The organism is Peristeroidobacter agariperforans (assembly GCF_004138335.1).
GTDB lineage: Bacteria > Pseudomonadota > Gammaproteobacteria > Steroidobacterales > Steroidobacteraceae > Steroidobacter > Steroidobacter agariperforans.
The window spans coordinates 169,524-196,023 of the sequence record NZ_RYFW01000001.1; the positions used below are offsets into that span (position 1 = coordinate 169,524).

Here is a 26,500-nt window from a genome sequence, read left to right on the forward strand (position 1 = left end):
ATGACTTGTGCATGGGGCGCGCTCGTCGCGCCCCATGTCCTGGCGGTCGTTAACCCTCGACCTTCAGCGGCAACTTCACCCGAATGTGCAGCTCCTTCAGCTGCTCTTCGGACACGCCCGTCGGCGCGCTCGTCATCAAATCCGCGGCGGTCTGCGTCTTCGGGAACGCAATGACGTCGCGGATCGAATCGGTACCCGCCATGAACATCACAATGCGGTCCAAGCCGAAGGCGATGCCACCGTGCGGCGGCGTGCCGAACTTGAGCGCTTCGAGCAGGAAACCGAATTTGATCTGCGCTTCCTCCGCCGAGATGCCGAGCAAATCGAACACCGTCGACTGCATTTCAGTGCGATGGATACGCACCGAGCCGCCGCCGATTTCCGAGCCGTTCAGCACCATGTCGTAACCCTTCGACAGCGCGTTCTTCGGGTCGGCACGCAGAGCCGCCGCGTCTTCGATGCGAGGCGCGGTGAACGGGTGGTGCAACGCTGCCCAGCGCTTCGCGTCCGGGTCCCATTCGAACATCGGGAAGTCGACCACCCACAACGGATGCCAGCCGGTCTTGGTCAGCTTCAGGTCGTGACCGACCTTGATACGCAGCGCGCCGATGGAGTCGTTCACGACCTTCGCGGTGTCCGCACCGAAGAAAATCAGATCGCCATCCTGTGCGCCGGTGCGCGACATGATGCCGTTGACCGCGTCGTCGCTCAGGAACTTGAGAATTGGCGACTGCAGACCATCGCGGCCCTTCGCCTTCTCGTTGACCTTCACATACGCGAGGCCCTTCGCGCCGTAGCGTCCGACGAACGTCGTGTAATCGTCGATCTCTTTGCGTGACAACTTCGTGCCGCCTTCGGGCACGCGCAGCGCCACGACGCGGCCGTCCGGGTTCGACGCCGGGCCGGAGAACACTTTGAAGTCCGAGCCCTTCACCAGATCGGCGACGTCGACCAGCTCGAGTGGAATACGCAGGTCCGGCTTGTCCGACGCGTAACGGCGCATCGCTTCGGCGTAAGTCATGCGCGGGAACGGGTTCGGCAGATCGTCGCCGAGCACGGTCTTGAAGATGGAACGGATCAGCGCTTCCATCAGCTGCATGATCTGCTCTTCGCTCAGGAACGAGGTCTCGATATCGAGCTGAGTGAATTCCGGCTGACGCTCGGCGCGCAGGTCCTCGTCACGGAAGCAGCGGACGATCTGATAGTAACGATCGTAGCCCGCCATCATCAGCAGCTGTTTGAACAGCTGCGGCGACTGAGGCAGCGCGAAGAACTGACCGGGATGGGTGCGGCTGGGCACGAGATAGTCACGGGCGCCTTCCGGAGTCGCCTTCGTGAGCATGGGCGTTTCGATGTCGATGAAGCCGTTGCTGTCGAGATAGTCACGCATGGCGCGCGTCACTGCATGACGCAGGCGGATGCGCTTCTGCATGACATCGCGACGCAGGTCGAGATAGCGATACTTCAGCCGCAGCTCTTCGTTGACCGGCTCGTCGTGATGGAACGGCGGCGTCTCCGAGCGGCTGAGGATCTCCAGCTCGCGGCACAGGAGCTCAACCTGGCCCGAGGCGAGGTTGGCGTTGGCGGTGCCGCCCGGACGGGCGCGGACCACGCCCTTGATGCGGATGCAGAACTCGCCGCGCAGACGCTCGGCGTCGGCGAACACGTCCTTGGCGTCGGGGTCGAAAACGATCTGCAGCAGGCCTTCGCGGTCGCGGAGGTCGACGAAAATCACGCCGCCGTGGTCACGCCGGCGGTGCACCCAGCCAGCGACACTGACTTCCTTGCCGATGAGGGATTCGTTGACCTGGCCGCAATAATGGGAGCGCATGGAAAAGGCTCGGGACGTAGGGAGCGCGCGATGTTACGGACGCCCCCGAAGCCGCGCAAGGCAAGGACTCCCGGGTTGGAGGCGGCGAGCCTGGCGGGAAATCACCCGGCGCCGATGAGTGGGCGCCTTCCTGACGCCCGGCCGCGCCACCGCTGGCGCGGGGCGCTTGTTGGCGTGGGCCGGCATAGCGGCCCCGGCGCGTGGGCTTGTCGGATCTAGATGGCGGCGCGGTTCTGCCGCGCGGCGATTAACGCCGCTTGGCCTTCTTTTTCGCCGGCGCAGCCTTCTTCGGGGCCGGGCGCTTGGCCGGGGCCTTGGCAGCCGGCTTCTTGCCCTTGGACGGGGCAGCCTTGGCGGCGGGCTTCTTGGCGCCGGCGCCAGTCTTCACTTCCGCCTTGGACTCGGCCTTCTTCTCAGGCTTGTCGGCCTTGGCATCGCTCGCGGCGGCGGGCTTGCTCTCCTCGGACTTCTCGGCCGGCTCGTCACGGTCGGCGATATTGCGCTTGTCCTCGCCCTCGGACTTGAAGTCGGTCTCGTACCAGCCGGAACCCTTCAGGCGGAACACCGGCGCGGAGATCAGCTTCTTGAGCGTCTGCTTTTTGCAGCTCGGGCACTGCTTCAGCGGCTCATCGGAGATCTTCTGCAGGGTCTCGACATAGAACTTGCAGTTGCTGCACTCGTATTCGTAAAACGGCATGGTTGTTCTCGGTCACAAACAAGGCGACTCGGCGTCGGCGCATCATAGGGGCCGACGCCGAATGTTCAAGTTGTTTCCTGCGGAGAATCAGCCGCGCGTAAACGCCAGCTCGCCGTCCTTGACCGTCACACGCACCTTCGAGCCGGGGCCGAACTCGCCCTTGAGGATGCGCTGAGCCAGCGGGTTCTCCAGCTGCTGCTGAATGGCGCGTTTCAACGGCCGGGCGCCGTACACCGGATCGAAGCCGGCTTCGGCCAGGCGATCGGTCGCGGCCTGATCCAATGCCAGCTCGATATCCCGCTCGGCCAGACGCCGCCGCAGGTACGCCAGCTGAATGTCGACGATGGAGCGCAGCTGCTCCCGGCCCAGCGGATGGAACACCACCAGATCGTCGACCCGATTGATGAACTCCGGCCGGAAATGCTGTTGCACGATCTCCAGCACGGCGTCCTTCATCCTGGCGTAATTCGCCTCGCCCGCCAGCTCCTGGATGACATTGGAGCCCAGGTTCGACGTCATGATGATGACGGTGTTGCGGAAGTCGACCGTGCGGCCCTGACCGTCGGTGAGACGGCCATCGTCCAGGACTTGGAGCAGCACGTTGAACACATCCGGATGGGCCTTCTCGACCTCATCCAGCAGCAGCACGGAATACGGGCGGCGACGCACCGCTTCGGTCAGATAGCCGCCTTCCTCGTAGCCCACGTAGCCCGGCGGCGCGCCGATCAGGCGGGCCACGGAATGTTTCTCCATGAACTCCGACATGTCGATGCGGACCATGGCCTCTTCGGTATCGAACAGGAATTCCGCGAGCGCCTTGCTCAGCTCGGTCTTGCCGACACCGGTCGGACCGAGGAACAGGAACGAGCCGTTCGGCCGATTCGGATCGGACAAGCCGGCGCGCGAGCGACGAATGGCATCCGACACCGCCCGCACCGCTTCCTGCTGACCGACGACGCGCTTGCCCAGCTGCTCTTCCATGCGCAGCAGCTTTTCCTTCTCGCCTTCGAGCATCTTGGAGATCGGAATGCCGGTCCACTTGGACACGACTTCGGCAATCTCCTCATCGGTGACTTTGTTACGCAGCAGTTTCTTCTGGTCCGTCTGCTGCTCGGCCGCGGTCGCCTGCGCGAGGCGACGCTCCAGTTCGGGAATCTTCCCGTACGCGAGCTCGGACATGCGCCCGAGATCCTGCGCACGCCGCGCCGTTTCCAGCTCGATCTTGGTGCGCTCCAGCTCCTCCTTGATGCCGGCCGCGCTTTGCACGGAAGCTTTCTCGGCCTTCCACACTTCTTCCAGATCGGAATATTCCTTTTCCAGCGCGCCCAACTGTTCGTCCAGGGCCTTCAGACGCTTCTTGGAAGCCTCATCGGTCTCTTTTTTCAACGCCTCGCGCTCGATCTTGAGCTGGATGATGCGACGTTCGAGGCGATCCATGGCCTCGGGCTTGGAGTCGATCTCCATGCGAATGCGCGAGCCGGCCTCGTCGATCAGGTCGATGGCCTTGTCCGGCAGCTGCCGATCCGAGATGTAACGGTGCGAAAGCGTAGCCGCGGCGACGATCGCCGGGTCGGTGATTTCCACGCCATGGTGCACTTCGTAACGTTCCTTCAAGCCACGCAGGATGGCGATGGTGTCTTCCACCGACGGCTCGTTAACCAGCACTTTCTGGAAGCGGCGTTCGAGCGCGGCATCCTTTTCGATGTACTTGCGGTATTCGTCGAGCGTCGTCGCGCCCACACAGTGCAGCTCGCCGCGAGCGAGCGCGGGCTTGAGCATGTTACCGGCATCCATCGCGCCTTCGGCCTTGCCGGCGCCGACCATGGTGTGCAGCTCGTCGATGAACAGGATGACGCGGCCTTCCTGTTTCGCCAGGTCGTTGAGCACGGCCTTGAGCCGCTCTTCGAACTCGCCGCGGAATTTCGCGCCGGCAATCAGGGCGCCCATATCGAGCGCGAGGATGCGCTTGTTACGCAAGCCTTCGGGCACTTCGCCGTTGACGATGCGTTGCGCGAGGCCTTCGACGATGGCGGTCTTGCCGACGCCCGGCTCGCCGATCAGCACCGGATTGTTCTTGGTACGACGTTGCAATACCTGCACGGTGCGGCGGATCTCGTCATCGCGGCCGATGACCGGATCGAGCTTGCCCTGTTCGGCGCGCTCGGTGAGATCGACGGTGTATTTCTCGAGCGCCTGACGGCTTTCCTCGGCGTTGGCGTCGTTGACCTTCTCGCCGCCACGCAGCTCGTCGATGGCCTGCTCGATGGAGCCTTTCACGGCGCCGGCGTTCCGCAGCACCGTGCTGATCTGGCCCTTGTCCTCGAGCGCCGCGAGCACGAACAGCTCGCTGGAAATGAACTGGTCGCCGCGCTTCTGCGCGAGTTTGTCCATCACGTTCAGCAGGCGGCCGAGCTCGTTGGAGACGTGCACTTCGCCGCCCGTGCCTTCGACCTTGGGCAGCTTGTCGAGCATTTCGCCCAGCTGAGAGCGCAGCAGGTTGACCTTCACGCCGGCCTTGTCCAGCAGATGCCGGACGGTGCCGCCCTGCTGGTCGAGCAGTGCGACCAGCAGGTGCGCCGGATCGATGTACTGGTTGTCGCGGCCGACCGCGAGCGACTGCGCATCCGCCAGGGCCTGCTGGAATTTGCTGGTGAATTTGTCCATTCGCATGTGAATTCTTCCCGGGCGCACCCCTGCATCGGCGCCCCTTGACTTGCCAGCGATCTGGGGAGGAAGGTCGGGGAATTCAACTGCCCCGGCCCAGCTGCGGGTCAATGCGCCAGGCTGTGACTCACGTAGATCACGATCACGCCCAGCACGATGTACAGAAACTGCCAGACGCCCGAGCCCGGGTCGACTTTGCGGTGCAGGCCGGGAATGAGGTCGGCGACCGCAATGTAAAGAAAGCTCGATGCCGCGATGGCGATTACGTACGGCAGTACTTCCTGGACCTGCGCCATCGCGAAGTACGCCACCACGCCGCCCAGCACCGAGGTAATGCTGGTCAGCAGGTTGAGCGTCAGCGCCCGCAGGCGCCCCATGCCGCCATTGAGCAGGATGGCCAGATCGCCGACCTCCTGTGGGATCTCGTGCGCACAGACCGCCATCGCCGTGACCACGCCGAGATGCACGTCCGTCATGAAGGCGGCGGCGATCAGTACGCCGTCGAGGACGTTGTGGAAGCCATCGCCAATCAGGATGAGCGTGGCCGACGCCCGATCGCGTCGCTGGTCGTGATTGTGATGTGCGTGATTGTGGCCGTGCGCGTGGGCATGCGGCTCGGGGTTTACATGGACCTCGCAAACGTCGGCATGGCAGTGCCGCCACAGCACCATCTTTTCCAATACGAAGAACAGCAGCAGGCCGCCGAGCAGGGTCAGGCCGATTTCATGCGTTTTGGAAACACCGGCGCTTTCGATCGCGTGCGGTAGCAACCCGAGCAAGGCGGCGCTCAGCAATGCGCCGGTTGCAAAGCTCACCAGGTGCGGCAGCACCCGCGTGCGCACCCGATCCGGCACGACCAGGAACAACGACGCCGCCAGCGCGCTCAGAAAGCCGCCGATGGCAGTAAACAAAATGATCCAGCCGAGCAGATGCATGATTACGGAATTCGCGAAACGGCGCTTGCCAGTCGCCGTAGCAGACTCGCGAGCTATAGGGCGATGTTGGTTGTGACAGGCAGGTTAGCACGCGTGTCAAGCCGGCCCGGTCAGCCAGACCAGGGTGGCCATGCGGCCGGTGCGGCTCTCGCGGCGGTACGAGAAGAAACGTTCGCTATCGGCAAAGCATTTGAAACCGCCGCCGTACACGGCGGTGACGCCGAGCCGCGCCAGTTCGTTTCGAGCCAGTTGATATAAATCGGCCTGCCAGCGGCCGCGCGCGTTCGGTTTGAATGCGGCTGCGTTATCGGCCGCGAGCTTTAGAAACGCCTCGTGAACTTCGTCGCCGACTTCAAAGGCGTCCGGCTCGATCGCAGGCCCGAGCCAGGCCATCAGCTGCGACGGGGCAACATCGAGCGCTTTGATCGTCGCGCCCAACACGCCGCCGGCCAGCCCGCGCCAGCCCGCATGTGCACCGCCGACTCGCGTCCCGTCGCGATCGCAGAAAAGAACCGGCAAACAGTCGGCGGTCATAACAACGCAGACCGCACCAGCGCCACGAGCAACGGATGCGTCCGCGGTCGGCGGCACTGCCGACGTTGCGCCTTCGGCGCTCGCCTCCACGACGTTGATGCCGTGAACCTGGTTCAACCAAGCCGGTTCGGCCGGCAAGTTCAATGCTGTTCGCAGCAGGCGCCGGTTCTCTGCGACCGCAGCTGGATCGTCGCCGACGTGCGAGCCCAGGTTCAGGCTGGAAAACGCGCCCTGGCTCACCCCGCCTGTGCGCAGCGTCGCCGCTGCTTTCACATTCGGTGGTGCGGGCCAGTCGGGAGCGATCCAGTCAGCCATGGATTCAGCGCTTCTTGGGAGCGGCGGCCGTATCGCGCGCGAGCACGCCCAGCAGGTCCTGCATATCGCCCGGCAGCGCTGCTTCGTTCACGATCGGCTTGCCGCTGACCGGATGCTCGAATGCGAGCCGGGCCGCGTGCAGCGCCTGGCGTTTGAAGCCACGCAAGGCTTCGATCAATTCGGGCGAGGCGCCCTTCGGCAACAACATGCGGCCGCCATAAACCTTGTCGCCCACCAACGGATAGTGGATGTGCATCATGTGCACGCGGATCTGGTGCGTTCGTCCCGACTCCAGCTTCAAGCGCACATGAGTGTGCCCGCGAAAGCGCGTCACGACGCGATAGTGAGTCACCGCCTCCCGGCCACCTTCACGAACAGCCATCTTCAAACGATCGACCGGATGGCGCTCGATCGGCGCATCGACCACGCCGCCGCCGGTCATCACGCCGACGCAAACCGCCTCGTACTCACGTTCCACCTCGCGAGCCTCGATCATTCGCACCAGTGCCGTGTGAGCTTCGACTGTGCGAGCCACGACCATGAGCCCACTGGTGTCTTTGTCGAGCCGGTGCACGATGCCGGCGCGGGGCACCTGGGACAGCTTGGCGTCGAAGTGCAGGAGCGCATTCTGCAAAGTGCCGGCCGCGTTGCCCGCCCCTGGATGAACGACCAGCCCGGCCGGCTTGTTGATGACCAGGACGTGCTTGTCCTGGTGCACGATATTCAAGCTGATCTGCTCGGGCGCGACGCTGACCTGGTCCGGCAGGGTGGCGTTGATCTCGACGCTCTCCCCGCCCAGCACCTTGTCCTTGGGGCGCAGCTGGGCGCCGTTCACCCGGACCTGGCCGGCGTCGATCCACTCCTTGATCCGGGTGCGTGAGTAGCCTTCGAGCAGGTCGGCGAGCACCTGGTCCAGGCGCTGCCCGGCGTGCTCGAAGGGGATGGTCAACTGGTGATGGACGGCTTCGGACATCTTGGGGGGAACTGTGGATATACTCGCGCCCTCTAACGGGGACGCCTTTGGGGATGGTTCCCAGGCACGAGTACTAGAACTGCTGGCAAAGGGCCTGAATTCTCGCATGCGGATCATCTTCTTGACCACGGCGGCGCTGCTGGCGCTGGGCCTCACCGGTTGCGGCAACAAGCCCAGAGAGGCGATCGGCAACGCTGACAAGCTGTACGAGCTGGCCAAAAAGGCCTCGGATAACGGCAATTATCGCGACGCCACTCAGTATTACGAGCAGCTCGAGGCGCGCTTCCCGTTCACCAACGCCGCCCGCCAGGGGCAGCTCGACCTGATGTACGCCTACTACAAGAACCGCGAGCCGGAGGCGGCCATCGACCAGGCGGACCAGTTCATCCGCGAGAACCCGGCCCATCCGCGCGTCGACTACGCCTACTACATCAAGGGCCTGGTGCAGTTCGAGCGCAACCCGAACTTCCTGGAGCGCTGGTTCAATGCCGACCTGTCGCAGCGTCCGCCGATCGACGCGCGCAAGTCGTTCCAATCCTTCCAGACCCTGGTGCAACGGTTCCCGAACAGCGAATACGCCGAGGATTCGCGCAAACGGATGATCTTCCTGCGCAACCGCCTCGCCTCCTACGAGGTATACGTTGCCGGCCATTACCTGGAGCGCGGCGCGTATGTGGGCGCGATCAATCGCGCCAAGTACGCCATCGAGAACTACGACGGCTCGCCGCAGATCCGCCAGGCGCTGCAGATCATGGCCGAGTCCTATCGCCGCCTGGGCATGACCGACCTGGCCGCCGACACCGAAAAGGTGATGAACGAGAACTACGCGGCCCTGAACGAGCCGCAGGTCGAGCCGGAGCAGCAGAAGAAACACTGGTGGAAGTTCTGGTAGGCAGCTAGGCCTTCTTCACGAACTCGGACTTCAGCTTCATCCCGCCGAAGCCCTCGATCTTGCAGTCGATGTTGTGGTCGCCCTCGACCAGCCGGATACCCTTGACCTTGGTGCCGGCCTTGAGGGCCGACGATGCGCCCTTGACGTTGAGGTCCTTGACCACGATCACGGTGTCACCGTCGTTCAGGACGTTGCCGTTGGCGTCGCGGACTACACGCTCGGGCTCATCGCTCGCGATGGATTCGACGGCGGTCGACGTGGCCGACCACTCATGCGCGCACTCCGGGCAGATGTACATCGGTCCGTCTTGATAGGTGAGCTCGGAATTGCATTTCGGGCAAGCTGGCAGCGCGGTCATGATCAGTCCTCAAACAATCTATCGAATGCGCATCGGTTATCCCGCGCCTCATTGTATGTGACGAAGCCGTCGCACCGCTCCAGCCATGTTTTCCACTCGCCGGCGTGCAGGGTTTGTCGTAGTCACCTACTACCAGGTGCTGCACCCGCGCGCTAGATAAGTCAAAACCGAACTCACGTCGCAGTGACCCACTGGAGCGCGTAATACAAACGCGGCGCCCAACGGACACTGTGGACGACCGGTTTCAATGTCGAACAAGACGACGCGCCTTGCCCCTCACGCCTTCACGTTCCTGCTCTCCAGCTTGCCGCTGCTCGCGCAAGCACAGACTCCGCCGGACGCCGGCCAGATATTGAATGAGCAACAGCGCCTGCAACAGCAGCGCTTGAATCGACTGCCGAGCGACGACGTGCCCGCCGAGCGTCCGGCGATGCGCGAGATCGGCGGGACGCGCGTCACAGTCAAGGAAATCGTTTTCTCCGGCGAAGAGCGCATCGCCACTCGCGAAGAGCTGCAGAAGCTCGTGGCGGGTTCGCTCGGTCAGGCGCTCGGCTTCGATGAGTTGCAGGCACTGGCCGATCGAGTCAGCACTTACTTGCGTGGCAAGGGATATCCGCTGGTCGGCGCCTATCTGCCGACGCAGGATGTCACCGAAGGCCGCATTGAAATCGCCATCGTCGAAGGTCGCATTCAAAACGGCGCCAACGGCGTTGTGATCCGAGCGGACTCTACGCTGCGCATGAGCCAGTCGCGACTGCGCTCCATCGCCGAGCGAGCGGTGGAGCCTGGCCAGCCGGTGCGTCAGAGCGATCTGGAACGCGCGGTGCTGTTGATCAACGATCTGCCCGGCATCGCGGCGCGCGGCTCGCTGGAACGCGGCGATGAAGCCGGCACGAGTCGTCTCGCGCTCACCGTGGCCGAAGCACGAATGCTCACCGGAGGCACGTCGATCGATACGTACGGCAATCGTTATAACGGCTCGGAACGTTTGAATGCGCGTGTCGGCTTGGACGATCCGCTGCGGATCGGCGACCAAGCCGGTTTGAGCCTGACCAAGTCGGAAGGACTCGGCAGCGCCAGCATCGACTACAGCCTGCCGGTAGGCTCCAGCGGATTGCGCCTGGGCGTGGGCTACACCGCGCTCGAATATGAAGTCAGAGAAGAACTGCGCCACCTGGATGCCGAAGGCGATGCGCGGACGGCTTCGATCAACGCCAGCTATCCGATCGTTCGCAGCCGCGCGACCAATCTGTGGGGCACGGCGATCTACAACTACAAGTCGCTGACCGACGAGATGATGGGCCTCACGCTGCGTGACAAGCGCATCAACAGCGGCAGCCTGTCGTTCGCGGGCTCGCATCAGGATCGTCTCGGCGGCGCCGGCATCACTCAGCTGTCGCTCGTGTACACCTCGGGCGATCTCGATCTGTCGCGCGTCGCATTCGACAAAGAAGCCGATGCACTCACCGCGCGCACCGATGGTGGCTTCTCGAAGATCGGTTACGGCCTGGCTCGTTTGCAACGGCTGAGCGACCGCGTATCCATGTTCGGCGCGATCAACGGCCAGCTCACCGGCGACAATCTCGACTCTTCGGAACGTTTCATTCTCGGCGGCCCGACCGGCGTGCGCGCTTATCCCGTTGGCGAGGGCAGCGGCGACAGCGGCTGGGTCGGCACGGTTGAAGTGCGTTACGACGTGCCGTTCTCCAGCAACTGGGGCGAGCTGCAGCTGGTCGGCTTCGCCGATCACGGCGAAACCAGGTTGTATGAAAAGCCGTGGATCGGCGCTGTGTACAACATGGACGGGCGAAACAGCTATGGCCTGTCGGGCGCCGGCGTCGGCTTCAACCTGACCGCGCAAGGTCGCTACAGCGTGCGCTTCTCCTATGCCGCGGCGATCGACGACAACCCTGGCCGCAGCGTCACCGGCAAGAACGCCGATGGCCGCGATCAGCACGGCCAGTTCTGGCTGCAGGGCTCGGTGCAACTGTAAACACCGCCACGCCCTACTCCAACACCACCAATAAACAGACGCGCGGCCCGGCCGCGCTCACGGAATCGAAGTCATCATGAAGCGTCCTTCCCTCAATCACGTGTATCGCCTGGTCTGGAACGAGCGTCTCAACGCCTGGGTGGCCGTGGCGGAAAACGTCAAGGCCCGCGGCAAACGCGCCAGCGGCGCGCTGTCGTTGTCCGTGCTGATGGCGCTGGGCCTCGCGCCTGCGACACACGCTGCGGATAACGCTGCGTTGCCCACCAACGGCCAGATCGTCGCCGGCCAGGGCTCGATCAACAGCCAAGGCAACACGCTCACGCTCAACCAGAGCAGCAATCGGCTGATCGCTCAGTGGGACACTTTCAACGTCGGCAAGGACGCGAGCGTCGTCTTCAATCAGGCGAGCGCCAATAGTGTCGCGCTGAACCGCATCCTGGACTCGAATCCCAGCGAGATTTTCGGCTCGCTGCGCGCCAACGGACAGGTGTATCTGATCAACCCGAGCGGCATCGTGTTCGGCCGCGGCGCGCAGGTGAACGTCGGCGGGCTGGTTGCTTCCAGCCTGAATATCAGCAACGAAGATTTCCTCGCCGGCAATCTCACATTCACTGGCAGCGATGCCAGCGGCGCGATCATCAATCAGGGCTCGATCTCCGCGGCAAACGGCGGCGTCGTCGCTTTGCTCGCGCCGCAAGTCACAAATGAAGGCACGATCGCTGCCAACGGCGGCAGCGCATTGCTCGCGGCCGGCCGCGGCGTGAGTTTGGATTTCGTCGGTGATGGCTTGATCAGCTACAACATCGACGCCGGCACCACGCGCGCGCTCGTTCAGAACGGCGGCCTGGTGCAAGCGGATGGCGGACTCGCGGTTCTGACGGCCAAGGCCGCGGATACCGTCAATCAAGCTGTGGTGAACAACACCGGGACCGTGCGAGCGCAAACCCTCGCCCAACGCGAAGGTCGCATCTTGTTGCTGTCCGACATGGCCAACGGTGCGACGAGCAACAACGGTACGTTGGATGCGTCGGCTACCGGCAGCGGCAACGGCGGCTTCATCGAAACCTCCGCCGCCGACGTGAAACTCGGCGACAACTCCGTCATCACTACGCGCGCCGCCAACGGCGAGACCGGCACATGGTTGCTCGACCCGAGGGACATCACCATAGCCGAGAGCGGCGGCACCATGACCGGCGCGCAGCTGGCGGCCAATCTCAATAACAACAATGTCGTCCTTGACACCGCAGGCACGGACGGTAGCGGCGACATCTTCATCAACGATGCGGTGACTACCACCGGCAGTTACCTGGCCGGCTGGGACGGTAGCGGCCGCACGCTGACGCTGCGGGCAGATCGCGACATCCAGATCAACGAGGCCATTACCGGCAGCCCCGCTCAGTTGAACGTGGTGCTTCAGGCGTCGCGCGATGTGAGCTTCGGATCCACCGGCCGGGTCGTCACCAATGGCGGCAACTTCACCGTCGGCGTGGCGCCTACGGTCATCGGCAACTATGCCACGGGGTCCGGCAGCAACTTCACGATGGCGAACGGCAGCTATGTGAACGTCGGCAACGGCTCGCTGGACATCGACGTGAGCGGCACGATCGCGCTGGCTGCCAACAGCCTGCGCGCCAGCGGCAACACCACACGATATTTGAACAGCGGCTACACCAATTACGGCTGGCGGAGCTACATGCGCCTGGCAGCGGGCACAGCCATCGCTTCCAGCAATACCGATCCCGCGCTCGTCGACATCACCGGCATGACGGATGTGATATTGCAGTCCGCAGCGATCGGCGACGTCTCGAACCCGATCAGGATCGGCCGCACTTCGTTGGGCAACACGCTCACCGTGACCAACACTGCGGGTGATTCCTACGTCGACGTGTTGAACGCATTCGCCTGGTACGGCTTCGGCACCGTCTCGGTCAACGTGGGCAGTCAGCTCAACAGCACACAGCTGGTGACTTTGGGCGGCGATCCCGACGGCCACGGCCACATCCTGATGAACACCGATGGCAGCGGCGTGCTCAATCTGCTCGACAACGACATCGACACAGCGGGCATCGGCTCCAACATCTCGATCACCGCCAACAACATCACCTTCGCCAACAACTCGGTCGACGTCGGTAGCCGCGCCTTCTACGCCGGCGCGCAAACCATGGTCGGCGACGGCACCGACGGCTTAGCCGAAGTCATCGGCGGGTCCGTGTCGTTCAGTGGCACGGAGCTTGGCACCCTGGCCCGTCGTCTTGAAGTCGCGGGCGGCGACATCGGCGCCAACTCGCTGTCGTATAACAACAATGGTGGCAACACCTATATCACGTCGGTGGACGACAGCTTCACGTCGGTCCACATGACGAACGTCAAGAACATCGGCACGCACTCGGTGTTGTTCGCCACCGACCACATCGATTACAGCACCGATGGCACGGGCATTCTGATTCCGACGATCACCGTGAGCAGCGGTGCAGACGTGCAGGCCCGCAATCGGTACATCACCTTCGCCGCCAACAGCGGCGACATCCGCTTCCAGACCAATTCGGTGAACACCGGCGCCGGCACGCTGGCAGCCGTCATCAATTCCGGCAATTCCGAGGCCGAGGGCGCCGCTGCGATCCACGCTGTCGACACCAAAGACGGCCAGGCCGAAATCACCACCGGCAACGCTTCGTTCACGATCTACCGCCCGGGCACCGATAGCATCTCCGACATCGAGATCGCGCAGGGCGCGGGTGCGAGCAACAATTCGTTGAGCGTGGCCACTTACTACGGCGACGTCGACGTCACCGAGCTCGACTCGCACCACTTCAAGTCGCTGGCGCTGCAGTTGTTCGGCTTGCACGCCGACGGCCAGAGCGTGCACTTCGACCTCAACGCCGATGACGACGTAACACTCGACGATACCGCGAGCCTGCTGACTCTCAACGACACCAAGCTCGCGTTGACCGACTTCGATCGCAACTGGCAGTTGACCGCCTACGAGCGCAACGTGCAGATCGACAGCGTCGATCTCGGCAGCGGCAGCTATTACATCTATAGCAACGACCTGCACCTGAATAGCGACGTGCTGACCGATGGCGGCGCGATCACACTGAATTCACGCACCAGCAACATCGAGCTGATGCGCTCGGTGCGCATCGACAGCAACGCCGACGATGACGCCAACAGCGCCAGCACAGGCGTCGCGGGCAGCATCTCGATGCTCGGAAATATCTCCTCCGATGCGGACGGTCGCACCCTGGTCGTGGACGCAAGCTCGACGACGCAAGGCGGCGGCAATATCACCTGGAACGGCAATCTCGGTAACGCGAACGGCAGCTATCTGAGCGCAGCTTCCTTCACTGCCAAAGGCAGCACGGATTTCAATGACGCAACCGTCACGTTGCAGGGTACTTCCTTCCTGTTGGACGGCGACTTCTCCTCCATCGGTCGCACCAACCTGAGCGCCAGCTTCGCCGATGTGATCTTCGATACCGAACAGGGCAACGACGGCCATGCCGGCAATATCACGTTCGGCGGGCAGACGCTGACCACCTCCCAATACAGCGGCTATACGTTCAACGCCGCGACCACGGACGCGGGCAGCAATGGCGGCAACGTCGATCTGGATACGCTTTATCACAGCACGCTCAATGCCAAGACGGTCCTCATCACCACGACGGGTGGCAGCGGCGGCGCTACGGGCGATATCGATCTGCCCGCGATCAGCACGGCCGGCATTTACTTCAATGGCGCGACCACCCATCAGACCTACACCGGCAACGTCATCACGCTGCACGGCAATCTGAGCACCAACGGCGGCGACGTCGTGCTCAACGGCGACACCCGGCTGGCCGAGAGCGTGACCATCAAGACGTCGATCAACAACCCGCCGACGAGCGCGGGCTCGGTGACCTTCACCGGCGCTGGCGTTTCGGCGACCGCGCCGGGTAAAGACCTCACCATCAACACCACCATTAATACCAGCAACGCGCTCAATGCGGGCGCGGTCACCCTGCGCGCAGGCAATGCGGGCGGCGCGGCGATCAACAATCTGACTATCGACACGCGTGCGCTCGGCACTGGCGGAGCCAGCGCCGATGTTACGTTGGCGACAGCAGTCGAAACGGCCGGCGATCAGACCTATGCGGGCAACAACTTGCACGCGACTTCTCTTACGTCGCCCGGCATGATTGCCATTGCCACAGCGAACAACCAGACGACTACGGTGTCTGGCGCCGTCACGGCCGATTCCCTGGTTCTGCGCGGCGGCGCATTCGTCGCGAACAACGCGGCCAATCAAGTCAACACGCTCGCCGCGCAGAGCGGCGCCCTGGAGTTTGCCAACAGCGGCGCGCTAACCATCGGCTCGGTCAGCGGCATCAGCGGGATCAACAGCTCCGGCACGGTGGATATCTCGACTTCGAGCGGCGATATCACGTTGGCTAACAACGTCATCAGCTCGAACACCGGCACCTCCGCCATCGTAGTGAACGCGGGCAGCAGCGCGTCGGCGGGCACGGTCGCCGGTGGCAATATCGTCGTGAACAATGGCGTGTCTGTCACGACAGGCGCTGGCGGTCGCGCCACGTTGTACAGCGGCAGCATCGATAACAGCACCGGCTTGACCGACTTGGTCGGCTGGGGCTCCGGCAACTTCCGTTACAACAGCGACGAAGTCTCGGACGGATACACCAAGGCCTTGGGCTCCGGCGTCTATGGCATCTATCGCGAGCAGCCGACGATCTCCGTGTCGGTGGACGACATCACCGCGGTGTACGGCAGCGCGCCGTCGCTCACCACAACCATCGTCAACGGTAAGAACGGCGACGCGAGCACCGACTTCACCTACTCCGTCGGCGGTGCAGTCTCGACGTCAGGCAACTATGTCGTCGGCACCCATGCCATCACTGCGACCTCCTCTTCCGGCGCTGAAGATCTGGGTTACAACGTGAGTGGCACGACCGGCGGCACATTGACCGTCACCGCGAAGGAACTGACGGTCGCTGGCTTCACTGCCGGTCGTACATACGACGGCACGACCCATGCAACGCTCGACGCGAGCGGCGCTGCGGTGAGCGGCCTGGTCGGCGGCGACGTGGTTGCGCAGGACTACAGCGGAATCAGCGGTGCGTTCGGCGATAAGAACGTGGGCACCGGCAAGCACATCACCGTCAACGGCATCACCCTCAGCGGCACGGACGCTGCGAACTACACCGTGACGGGCAGCGGCAGCGGCAACATCACCGCGCGAGTACTCAACGTCGACTTCACCGGCGTCGATCGCGTGTACGACGGCACCACCGGTGCGAACGTTGTCTCCAGCGACAATCGCGTCGGCAACGATGCGCTGACGATCGATCAGGTCGCGGGCTTCGGCGACAAGAACGTCGGCGCCGACAAGCACATCGATGTGTCCAATATCACGCTGAGCGGCGTCGATGCCGGCAATTACGCGCTGAGCTCCAGCACCGGCTCGGCGACGGCCGATATCACCCCTCGCACGCTGAACGTCGACTTCGCCGGCAGCAACCGAGTCTATGACGGCACGACAGGCATGACGGTCACGTCGAGCGATGACCGCGTCGCCGGCGACAATCTAACGATCGAGCACATCGCCGCGCTCGCCGACAAGAACGCCGGTACCGGCAAGCTCGTGAATGTTTCCAACGTCACGGTGGGCGGCGCCGACGCGGGCAATTACGTGCTTGCGTCGAGCTCGGGCACGACGACAGCGGACATCGCGGCGCGAACTCTGGTTCTCGACTATACGGCCGACGACAAGACGTTCGATGGCACGCCGCGCACCAACGTCAGCGTTGCTGACAACCGGGTCGCCGGCGACTCGCTGAGCTTCGGTGTGGATGCGCGCTTCGTCGACTTCACCGTCGGCGACCATCGCGAAGTGTCGATCGGCGGCGTCACGCTGAGCGGCGCCGATGCGGGCAACTATGTGATTGCCAACCCGACCGGCAGCACCACGGCGAACATCGAACCGGGTCCGATCTCGGATCAAATTCTCACGAGCATCACCAGCCCGCAGGCGAGCTTGAACGGCACGAGCAACGTATCCGGCTCGATCAGCAGCGCGATCGCCAGCTCGATCGGCGCAGGTACAGGCAGCGGCACGCTGATCCAGAACGCCAGCACGATCATCAGCGACAGTCGCGTCGCGCTGTTCAACGAGCCGTTCAGCTTGAGCGGCAGCGCTGGCGCCTCCGGTCTGAGCCTGTCGCAGTCCGGCGCAACTTCGACGTTGGCGATCGCCGGCGCGTCCGAGAAGCCCGCCGAGCGCAACAATGCCCTGCCGTTGTATGAAGCCCGTAACTCAGAGGCGCGCTTCAGCAGCGCGCTGGATGTCGTCGATCATGGCAATTCGTTGTCCGTGACGCCGGCGGCCGGCCACTCGTCCATGACAGTCAACATCGTGGAGCCCACCGGCCCGATCGCGACCGGCAGCATTGCCCAGACGGACGGTCCTGCGATCGAACTGCAGGTGACGGTCATCCCGGGAGCGATCCTGCTCGTTACGTTGCCTGCCGATGCTCCGGCCGTCGATAACAACGACATTGCGCTGCTCGGCCTCACGCTGGCCAGCAAGGAGCTGCACGTCACGCCGAAGCAGTTGCAGGGCGTGGTGATTCGCAAGCGCTGATCGATCGAATGAGCGAAGTCCCGGCGCGCGAGCGCCGGGACTTCGAGATCCTCAAACCTTGCTCTTGTAGCCTGACGTAATCGGATAGCGCCAGTCGCGACCGAACGCCCGGTCGCTGATTCTCACACCGGGCGGCGCCTGGCGACGTTTGTATTCGTTGCGCTTCACCATCTCGAGCACCCGCCCCACCGTCGCCCGATCGAAGCCGCGCGCCGCGATCTCGTCGACCGACAGGTTGTCTTCGATGAACAGCTCGAGAATCGCATCGAGCACGTCGTACTCGGGCAGCGAGTCCGAATCCTTCTGGTCGTGACGCAACTCCGCCGACGGCGGCCGCTCGATCACGCGGTCCGGAATGACGTGACTCACCGAGTTGCGATATTTCGCGAGCCGATACACCAGCATCTTGCTGCAATCTTTGATCGGTGCGAAACCGCCGGCCATATCGCCGTACAACGTGGCATAGCCCACCGCCATTTCGCTCTTGTTGCCGGTGGTGAGCACCATGCGACCGGTCTTGTTGGAGATGGCCATCAGCAGCAGGCCGCGGCTGCGCGCCTGAATGTTTTCTTCGGTGGTGTCGGGCTGGCGGCCGGCGAACACGTCTTTGAGCGCATCGAGCGCCGTTGCAAACATGCCTTCGATGGAAATCACGTCGTAGCGAACGCCGAGCGTCTGCGCTTCGGCCGCGGCGTCGTCGAGACTCCATTGCGACGTATATCGCGACGGCATCATCACCGCGCTCACCCGCTCGGCGCCGAGCGCATCCACCGCAATCGCCAGCGTCAACGCCGAATCGATGCCGCCGGAAAGTCCGAGCACGATGCCTGGAAAGCGATGTTTGCTCACGTAGTCACGCACTCCGAGCACGAGCGCGTTGTAGACGCTCGCCTCTTCCGACAACGGCGGCTCGATATGCGCGGGACGCGGGACCACTTTGCCGTCGACGAGATCCACCTCGACGGCGAATAAGCCTTCGACGAACGGGGCGACGCGTTGCACGACCTCGCCGCTCGCATTCATCACGAACGAGCCGCCGTCGAACACCAGCTCATCCTGACCGCCGAGCAGATTTACGTACACGACCGGCAAGCCTGTGTCTTTCACACGCTGCCGCACCACCGCTTCCCGACGCTCTTGATAGCGCAGCGAATACGGCGAGCCGTTGATGACGACGATGAGTTGCGCACCGTTCGCTTTGGCGGCGCGCGCGGGGTTGGGCTCCCAGATGTCTTCGCAGATCAGCAGCGCGACGCGAATACCCTTCAGCTCGAAGATGCAGGTGTCGCGGCCGTGTTTGAAATAGCGCTTCTCGTCGAACACGCTGTAGTTCGGCAATTCCTGCTTGCGATAGTTGGCGACCGTCACGCCATCGCGCAGCACCGCGGCCGCGTTGTAGATGTCTTCGTCGGCGTATTCGGGGTAGCCGGCCACGACGGTGATACCGCTCGTTTCGTTACGAACGCGCTCCAACGCCGTCTTTACCTGTCGGCGCAGACCGCTGTGAAACAACAAGTCTTCCGGCGGATAACCGCTCAGGCTCAGCTCGGGGAACAACACCAGGTCGGCTTGCAACTCATCGCGCGCTTGCGCGGCAGTATCGATGAGCCGCTGGGTATTGCCTGCGACATCGCCGACGAACAGGTTGAGCTGAGCCAGCGCGATACGGAGGGAGGCGGACATGGCCTGATGATAGCGCTTGCGGGGAAGGAACAATCTGCGGCCGGAAATCCGCGGCGACTCACGCCGCCGCGGACCTGACCTTGGTTACTTCTTGCGAGCCGGCTTGCTCTTGGCCGGAGCCTTGCTCTTCGCCTTGGCGGGAGCGGCCTTCTTGGCCGGCGCCTTCTTGGTGGCCGGAGCCTTCTTCGCAGCGGCGGCAGCCTTCACAGGCTTCTTCGCAGCAGGCTTGGCCTTGGCAACAGGCTTCTTCGCAGCGGGCGCAGCCTTCTTCGTCGGCAGCGACACGACCTTGGCTTTCTTACCGCCCTTGGCGAGCTGCTGAGTGATGGCCGAGCCGAGGTCGGCCGGGCTCTTCACTGTGCGCACGCCAGCGCGCTCGAGCGCCGCGAACTTGTCGGCCGCGGTGCCTTTGCCGCCGGAAACGATGGCGCCAGCATGGCCCATGCGCTTGCCCGGAGGCGCGGTCACACCGGCGATGTAGGCAACGACCGGCTTGGTGACATTCTCGCGAATGAATTCAGCGGCCGCTTCTTCATCGGCGCCGCCGATCTCGCCGACCATGATGATGCCTTCGGTCTTCGGATCTTCCTGGAAGCGCGCCAGCACGTCGATGAAGTTCATGCCACGCACCGGATCGCCGCCGATGCCGACGCAGGTGCTCTGGCCGAGCTTGGCGTTGGTGGTCTGGAACACGGCTTCGTAGGTCAGCGTGCCGGAGCGCGACACGATGCCGATCTTGCCCGGCTTGTGAATGAAGCCCGGCATGATGCCGATCTTGCACTCGCCCGGCGTGATGATGCCGGGGCAGTTCGGGCCGATCAGCAGGCTGCCGTAGGAGGCGAGCGAAGCCTTCACCTTCACCATGTCGTTCACCGGAATGCCTTCGGTGATGCACACGATGAGCTCGATGCCGGCGTCGGCCGCTTCGATGATGGCGTCGGCGGCGAACGGCGCCGGCACGTAGATCATGCTGACGGTCGCGCCGGTTTCATTCACCGCTTCACGCGCGGTGTTGAACACCGGCAGGTTGAGATGCTTTTCGCCACCGCGGCCCGGAGTCACGCCGCCGACCAGCTTGGTGCCGTAAGCAATACATTGCTCGGAATGGAACGTGCCTTGCTTGCCAGTGAAACCTTGGCAAATAACGCGCGTGTTCTTGTTTACGAGAATAGACATGGTGTTGCTGAATATCTGTTAACGGTTGAACGTAAGCGCGCGCGCTTAACCCTTGGCGGCGGCGACCACTTTCTTGGCCGCATCGGTAAGGTCCGACGCCGGCGTGATCGCCAGCCCACTGTCGGCCAGGATCTTGCGGCCGAGCTCGGCATTCGTGCCTTCGATGCGCACGACCACCGGAACCTTCACGCCCACGTCCTGCACCGCGTGGATGATGCCTTCGGCGATCATGTCGCAGCGGACGATGCCGCCGAAAATGTTCACCAGGATCGCTTCTACGTTCTTGTTCGAAAGAATCAGCTTGAACGCCTCGGTCACGCGCTCACGAGTCGCGCCGCCGCCCACGTCGAGGAAGTTGGCCGGCGAGCCGCCGTGCAGCTGCACCAGGTCCATCGTCGCCATCGCGAGGCCGGCGCCGTTCACCATGCACGCGATATTGCCGTCGAGCGACACGTAGTTCAGCTCGTGCTCGGCCGCGGCGCGCTCCATCGCGTCTTCCTGGCTGGCGTCGCGCCACTTGGCGAGATCCTTCTGACGGAACAGGGCGTTGTCCTCGATGTTGATCTTGGCGTCGAGCGCCACCAGCTTGCCTTCGCCGGTCACGATCAGCGGATTGACCTCGAGCAGGGCGCAATCCTTCTCCAGGTACAGCTTGTACAGCGCCTGCGCGATCTTGCCGAACTCGGCGATCTGGTCGCCTTCCAGCTCCAGGCCGTACGCGATCGCGCGAGCGTGCGAAGGCATCAGACCGGTGGCGGGATTGATGTTCACGCGGGTGATCTTCTCCGGCGTGTGCTCGGCGACTTCCTCGATGTCCATGCCGCCGGCGGCGGAGGCGATGAAGGCGATGTGGCCTTTGTCGCGATTGAGCACCAGGCTCAGGTACAGTTCGCGCGCGATCTTCGAGCCCTGCTCGACGTAGACCTGACGAATCGGCAGGCCTTCGGGGCCGGTCTGGTGGGTGACCAGACGCTGGCCGATCATGGCCTCGGCGGCCTTGTCAGCCGCTTCCGGCGAATCCACCAGTTTGACGCCGCCGGCCTTGCCGCGGCCGCCAGCGTGAACCTGTGCCTTGACGACCCATTTCGATCCGCCAAGCTTGCGCGCGGCGTCGGCAGCTTCGCTGCCGGTGGCGGCCACAATGCCTTTGGGGACCGGGATGCCGTAGCTGGCGAACAACTCTTTCGACTGGTATTCGTGCAGGTTCATGGGGCTCGTGGGTGCGGCGGGTTAAAATTGCGTGCTGTCAAAATAACGACAGTCAAAGGCCGCGTATTCTGGAGGAATTCGGCCGGGATGCAAAGGCGCGATCACCAAGAAATGTCCTCGGAGCCCTCATTGAAAATCGGCGAGTCGCCGCTCGAGCAGCCCAGAGCCGAGCCGTCCCCTGCATTGCCCTGGGGCTCCTCGGAGGAGCTGGCCTGGCGCGTGCTGACGCTCGTCAACCTGTTTCGCCTGCTGATTCCAGTGCTTTTGATGGTGCTGTACTGGACGCTCGATCCGCGCCTGGTCGGACAGCAGGACTCGCAGCTGTTCTTTTTCACCGCCATCGCCTACCTCGGGTTCGCCGCGCTGTCCATTCCGACCTTGAGGCGGCGCTGGCCCGATCGCATGGTGCAGACCGCATTCAATGTCGGCGTGGACACCCTGGCGATATCTTTGCTCACTTATTCCAGCGGCGGCATGAACAGCGGCCTGGGCGCACTGCTGGTGCTGCCTATTGGTGCAGCGAGCTTTGTCGTCGGACAGCGACTGGCGCTGATGTTCGCGGCCGTCGCGGCGCTCGCGCTTTTGTTACAGCAAGCTTTCACGACGCTGGCGGCGGCCAGCGATCCAGGGGATTTCGCGTCGGCAGGCATCGTCGGCGCGCTGATGTTCATCGTCACATTGGGCGTAGGTCCGCTCGCGCGCAGCCTGCGTGAAAGCGAAGAGCGCGTGCGCCAGCGAGAAGTGGACGTCGCCAACCTCGCCGAGCTGAATCAGTTCATCGTCCAACACCTGCGTGAGAGTATTTTGGTCGTGGATGACCACGACACGATTCGCCTGATCAACGAATCCGCGGCGTCCATGTTGCAGGGTAGTGCGGCTGCCGCCGGCACGCCGCTGGGCGAAGTCTCGCCGCGTTTGTTGTATTTGCTCGATACCTGGCGTCGTCACTCTTATGACTGGCAGCTCAGCTCGCTGTCCTTGCTGACTTCGGACGGCAGCAGCCTGGTGCAACCGCACTTCGTGTCACTGCGCAGTAACGGCGGCGGCGGCCCGACGCTGATTTTTCTCGAGGACACCACGCTGATCGCCCAGCGCGTCCAGCAATCCAAGCTGGCAGCGCTCGGCCGGCTCAGCGCCAGCATCGCGCACGAAATCCGCAATCCCGTCGGCGCCATGAGCCACGCCGCGCAGCTGCTCGCCGAAGCACCACAGCTCACCTCGCAAGAGCGGCGCTTGACCGACATCATCACCAAGAACGGTGAGCGGGTCAGCATGATCATCAACAATGTCCTGCAGCTGTCGCGCCGGGACTCGACCCGCCAGGAGCGCATCGAACTGAACGGCTGGCTGGAGGACTTCGTCGGCGAATTCCGGCAGACATCGCAGGTGGACGCCAGCAAGCTGTACATCACCACCTCGGCGCCCGAGCTCGAAGTGCGCATCGACCCGTCTCATCTGCACCAACTTATGTGGAATCTGTGCGAGAACGCACTGAAGTACGGCCGCAAGTTCGATTCCAATGACGCCATCGAGATCCGTACCGGCCGCATGCCGACCTCGGAACGCCCGATGCTGGAGGTGCTGGATCGCGGCCCGGGCATCTCGCCGACCGATGCAGAACGAATTTTCGAGCCGTTTTTCACGGCTGGCAAAGGCGGCACCGGCCTCGGATTGTTCATCGCCAGGGAGTTGGCCCAGTGCAATCGGGCCGTGCTGATTTATGAGCCGCGCGCCGGGGGTGGTAGTATTTTCCGCCTCGTGTTCGCCGATCCTCAACGTTGGGAAACACAGTGAAGAAGCCCCGCGCGCTCGTCGTCGACGACGAGCCGGATATCCGCGAGCTGCTGAGTATCACGCTCGAACGCATGAATCTCGAGGTGACCGCGGCCGACACGATTGCCGCAGCCACGCGCGAGCTGCGCGCCAATCCTTTCGATCTTTGCCTCACCGACATGCGCCTGCCCGACGGCGATGGCCTGAGCCTGGTCGAGTGGATCCAGACACATAAGCCGCAGACGCCGGTGGCCGTCATCACCGCGCACGGCAACGTCGAAACGGCGGTGCGTGCGCTCAAGCTGGGTGCTTTCGATTTCATCTCGAAACCCGTCGATGTCGCGGCGCTGCGCAAGCTCATCATCGCCACGCTCAAGCTGGGCGAGAACATCGAGAGCACGATGCAGCTGCCCCAGGTCAAGCTGCTCGGCGGCTCGCGCGCGATGGAACAGTTGCGCGAAATGATCGAGCGCGTCGCGCGCAGTCAGGCCCCCGTGCACATCTACGGCGAATCGGGCACGGGCAAGGAACTGGTTGCGCATCTGATTCACGAGGCTGGACCGCGCCGCGAAGGGCCGTTCGTTCCCGTGAACTGCGGCGCCATTCCCACCGAACTGATGGAGAGCGAGTTGTTCGGTCATCGCAAAGGCAGCTTCACCGGCGCCGTTGCCGACAAGCAAGGCCTGATTCAGTCTGCCGAAGGCGGCACGTTGTTCCTGGACGAAATCGCGGACCTGCCGTTGCACATGCAAGTGAAGCTGCTGCGCGTGATTCAGGAGAAAACCATCCGGCCCGTCGGCGAGTCGCGTGAGCTGCCGATCGACGTGCGCATTTTGTCGGCGACTCACAAGAATCTCGCCGCGCAGGTCGCGGAAGGAAAATTTCGCGAGGACTTGTTCTATCGCGTCAACGTCATCGAGATCCGCGTGCCGTCGCTGCGCGAGCGCCTGGAAGACATCGATGAGCTGGTCGACTCCATCGTCGCGCGCCTCGGCCGGCAGATCGGCAATCGCTCGTTGCGCGTCACCGAAGCGGCGTCCAAGGCGCTGCGGGAATATCACTTCCCGGGCAACGTGCGCGAGCTGGAAAACGTGCTGGAGCGCGCGGCAACGCTGTGTGTCAACGGCGTCATCGACGCCGGCGATCTGCAGTTGCGCCCGAAGGTGGCCGCGACCGAGGTGCCTATTCCCAACAGCGTCGCGCCGGGCGAACGGCTCGGCGATGCGCTCGAAGACATCGAGCGGGACGCCATCGTGCGCGCGCTGGAACAGACCCGTTACAACAAGACCAAGGCGGCCCAGTTGCTGGGCATGACGTTCCGGTCGCTGCGATACCGGATCAAGAAGCTCGGCATCGAGTGACGAGCCTCACCAGCCATGATTTCTACTCCTGCCTCGTTTGATCCCGACGTGACGCAAAGGACCGCGGCAGCAAACATTGCCGCGTTGGCGCCGCGCATTGCGGTGCTGATTCCGTGTTACAACGAGGCCGAGGCGATCGAGGGCGTGGTGAAGGACTTTGCAGCAGCATTGCCCACCGCCATCATCTACGTTTACGACAACAACTCGACGGACGACACCCAGGCGCGCGCCGCGCGCGCCGGCGCCATCGTCCGCACCGAAACATTTCAAGGCAAGGGCAACGTCGTTCGCCGCATGTTCGCCGACATCGAAGCGGAAGCGTACGTGCTCGTCGATGGCGACGGCACCTACGCTGCGGCGAGCGCGGCCGTCATGGTCGAGACCTTGCTGGCGAATTCGCTCGACATGGTCAACGGTGCGCGCGTACCGGTGTCCTCCGCTGCGTTCCGTCCGGGTCATGTGTTCGGCAACAAGCTGTTGACCGGCACGGTCGCCGCGATCTTCGGCAATCGCTTGCGGGACATGCTATCGGGTTATCGCGTGTTCTCGCGCCGCTTCGTCAAGTCGTTTCCGGCGCTCGCGACCGGATTCGAAACGGAAACGGAGCTGACGGTGCACGCCCTGGAACTGCGCCTGCCGCTCGCTGAGATTCCGACGCCCTATCGCGATCGTCCGCCCGGCTCGAAGAGCAAGCTCAACACGTTTCGCGACGGCTTCCGGATCCTGCGCACTATCGTCTATCTGGTGAAGGAAGAACGTCCGATGCAGTTCTTCTCGCTGGTGGGGCTGGCGCTGTTCGCAACCTCGCTGGCGCTCGGCTGGCCGGTCGTCATGACTTTCATCGACACCGGCCTGGTGCCCCGATTGCCGACCGCGGTGTTGGCCGTGGGCACGATGATCCTGGCGGCTGTGAGTTTCGTGGCCGGGCTGATTCTCGACACCGTCACGCTGAGCCGGCGCGAGATCAAGCGCCTGCACTATCTCGGACTGCAGGGTCCGACCTTCAGGGAGCGCCGCCGCGCACCATGAGCGACGCCGCGGTCGACTCGAAAGGTTCGTCCCGCGAGGTCATGAGCTATCTGGCCGTGGGCGGCGTGGGCTTTTTGATCGAAGCCGTGATCCTGACCGTGCTGACGCAGTTTGCGGGGTGGTCGCCCTGGTTGGCACGCGTGCCTTCTTTCGTTACCGCGGTGCTGGCCACGTGGGTCTTGAATCGCCGTCACACGTTCCCGGAACGCGGGTTGCAACGTCGCTCGCTCGAAGCCTTCTTCTACATGGCGATTCAAAGCGCCGGCGTCGCGATCAACCTGGCGATCTACAGCGTCTGCCTGATGCTGCTGCCGCAACTGGTGCGCTTTCCAGTGATCGCGCTGGCCGCGGGCTCGCTGGGCGGCTTGGTCTCCAACTATCTCTTCAACAGCAGGCTGCTTTATGCGCGCAGCCGTACCGCGGACCAGCGATGAGAAGCA

The 26,500-nt window shown here is 63.5% G+C and carries 16 protein-coding genes and 1 pseudogene; 7 read left to right on the forward strand and 10 right to left on the reverse strand.

Annotated features, from left to right (window positions below):
- Positions 1 to 49: 49 nt before the first annotated feature.
- The 6 genes from aspS to rluD form a co-directional block, all read right to left on the reverse strand.
- Positions 50 to 1,831: an aspartate--tRNA ligase gene (gene aspS / locus EK373_RS00820; protein ID WP_129640864.1), complete on the reverse strand. Its 1,782-nt coding sequence runs from the start codon at positions 1,829 to 1,831 to the stop codon at positions 50 to 52.
- 247 nt (positions 1,832 to 2,078) lie between these two features.
- Entirely contained in the window at positions 2,079 to 2,528 is a 450-nt protein-coding gene (locus EK373_RS00825) for an FmdB family zinc ribbon protein (protein WP_129640865.1), read from the reverse strand.
- Between the two features lie 87 nt (positions 2,529 to 2,615).
- Positions 2,616 to 5,198, reverse strand: a complete 2,583-nt coding sequence (gene clpB, locus EK373_RS00830) for an ATP-dependent chaperone ClpB (protein WP_129640866.1) — start codon at positions 5,196 to 5,198, stop codon at positions 2,616 to 2,618.
- A gap of 101 nt (positions 5,199 to 5,299) precedes the next feature.
- Positions 5,300 to 6,127: a ZIP family metal transporter gene (locus EK373_RS00835; protein ID WP_129640867.1), complete on the reverse strand. Its 828-nt coding sequence runs from the start codon at positions 6,125 to 6,127 to the stop codon at positions 5,300 to 5,302.
- A gap of 96 nt (positions 6,128 to 6,223) precedes the next feature.
- Positions 6,224 to 6,976 (reverse strand): peptidoglycan editing factor PgeF, encoded by a 753-nt coding sequence (pgeF, locus tag EK373_RS00840; protein ID WP_129640868.1) that lies wholly within the window; start codon positions 6,974 to 6,976, stop codon positions 6,224 to 6,226.
- A gap of 4 nt (positions 6,977 to 6,980) precedes the next feature.
- Entirely contained in the window at positions 6,981 to 7,949 is a 969-nt protein-coding gene (rluD, locus tag EK373_RS00845) for a 23S rRNA pseudouridine(1911/1915/1917) synthase RluD (RefSeq protein WP_129640869.1), read from the reverse strand.
- A gap of 106 nt (positions 7,950 to 8,055) precedes the next feature.
- Here rluD and EK373_RS00850 point away from each other — a divergent pair, with 106 nt between their 5' ends.
- On the forward strand, positions 8,056 to 8,841 hold the full coding sequence (locus EK373_RS00850) for an outer membrane protein assembly factor BamD (protein WP_129640870.1): 786 nt from the start codon (positions 8,056 to 8,058) through the stop codon (positions 8,839 to 8,841).
- A gap of 4 nt (positions 8,842 to 8,845) precedes the next feature.
- Here the strand turns inward: EK373_RS00850 and EK373_RS00855 are convergent, their stop codons facing one another.
- Positions 8,846 to 9,199, reverse strand: a complete 354-nt coding sequence (locus tag EK373_RS00855) for a zinc ribbon domain-containing protein YjdM (RefSeq protein ID WP_129640871.1) — start codon at positions 9,197 to 9,199, stop codon at positions 8,846 to 8,848.
- A 247-nt stretch (positions 9,200 to 9,446) separates the two neighbouring features.
- On the opposite strand from EK373_RS00855, the gene EK373_RS00860 reads away from it, so the two are divergent.
- Complete coding sequence (locus tag EK373_RS00860) at positions 9,447 to 11,192, forward strand: ShlB/FhaC/HecB family hemolysin secretion/activation protein (RefSeq protein ID WP_129640872.1); 1,746 nt, start codon at positions 9,447 to 9,449, stop codon at positions 11,190 to 11,192.
- A 76-nt stretch (positions 11,193 to 11,268) separates the two neighbouring features.
- Complete coding sequence (locus EK373_RS00865; protein WP_129643227.1) at positions 11,269 to 17,829, forward strand: YDG domain-containing protein; 6,561 nt, start codon at positions 11,269 to 11,271, stop codon at positions 17,827 to 17,829.
- Positions 17,830 to 17,880: 51 nt separating this feature from the next.
- Here EK373_RS00865 and EK373_RS00870 read toward each other — a convergent pair whose 3' ends face one another.
- The 3 genes and pseudogenes from EK373_RS00870 to sucC form a co-directional block, all read right to left on the reverse strand.
- Positions 17,881 to 19,512, reverse strand: coding sequence for an NAD+ synthase (locus EK373_RS00870; RefSeq protein WP_129640873.1), 1,632 nt, complete (start codon positions 19,510 to 19,512; stop codon positions 17,881 to 17,883).
- 312 nt (positions 19,513 to 19,824) lie between these two features.
- Positions 19,825 to 20,688 (reverse strand): annotated as a pseudogene (gene sucD, locus EK373_RS00875) (succinate--CoA ligase subunit alpha); the annotation flags it as partial.
- Between the two features lie 45 nt (positions 20,689 to 20,733).
- Complete coding sequence (gene sucC, locus EK373_RS00880; RefSeq protein ID WP_129640874.1) at positions 20,734 to 21,897, reverse strand: ADP-forming succinate--CoA ligase subunit beta; 1,164 nt, start codon at positions 21,895 to 21,897, stop codon at positions 20,734 to 20,736.
- A 129-nt stretch (positions 21,898 to 22,026) separates the two neighbouring features.
- Between sucC and EK373_RS00885 the strand changes: the two genes are divergently transcribed.
- The 4 genes from EK373_RS00885 to EK373_RS00900 are packed head-to-tail and all read left to right on the forward strand — an operon-like array spanning position 22,027 to position 26,494.
- Positions 22,027 to 23,691, forward strand: coding sequence for a sensor histidine kinase (locus tag EK373_RS00885; RefSeq protein WP_198682995.1), 1,665 nt, complete (start codon positions 22,027 to 22,029; stop codon positions 23,689 to 23,691).
- On the forward strand, positions 23,688 to 25,031 hold the full coding sequence (locus tag EK373_RS00890; protein ID WP_129640876.1) for a sigma-54-dependent transcriptional regulator: 1,344 nt from the start codon (positions 23,688 to 23,690) through the stop codon (positions 25,029 to 25,031). Before EK373_RS00885 ends, EK373_RS00890 begins: the two co-directional genes overlap by 4 nt.
- A gap of 15 nt (positions 25,032 to 25,046) precedes the next feature.
- Entirely contained in the window at positions 25,047 to 26,060 is a 1,014-nt protein-coding gene (locus tag EK373_RS00895) for a glycosyltransferase (RefSeq protein WP_129640877.1), read from the forward strand.
- A complete protein-coding gene (locus tag EK373_RS00900; RefSeq protein ID WP_129640878.1) occupies positions 26,057 to 26,494 on the forward strand; it encodes a GtrA family protein in 438 nt (145 codons plus the stop codon). The genes EK373_RS00895 and EK373_RS00900 overlap by 4 nt, the downstream gene beginning before the upstream one ends.
- Positions 26,495 to 26,500 lie beyond the last annotated feature (6 nt).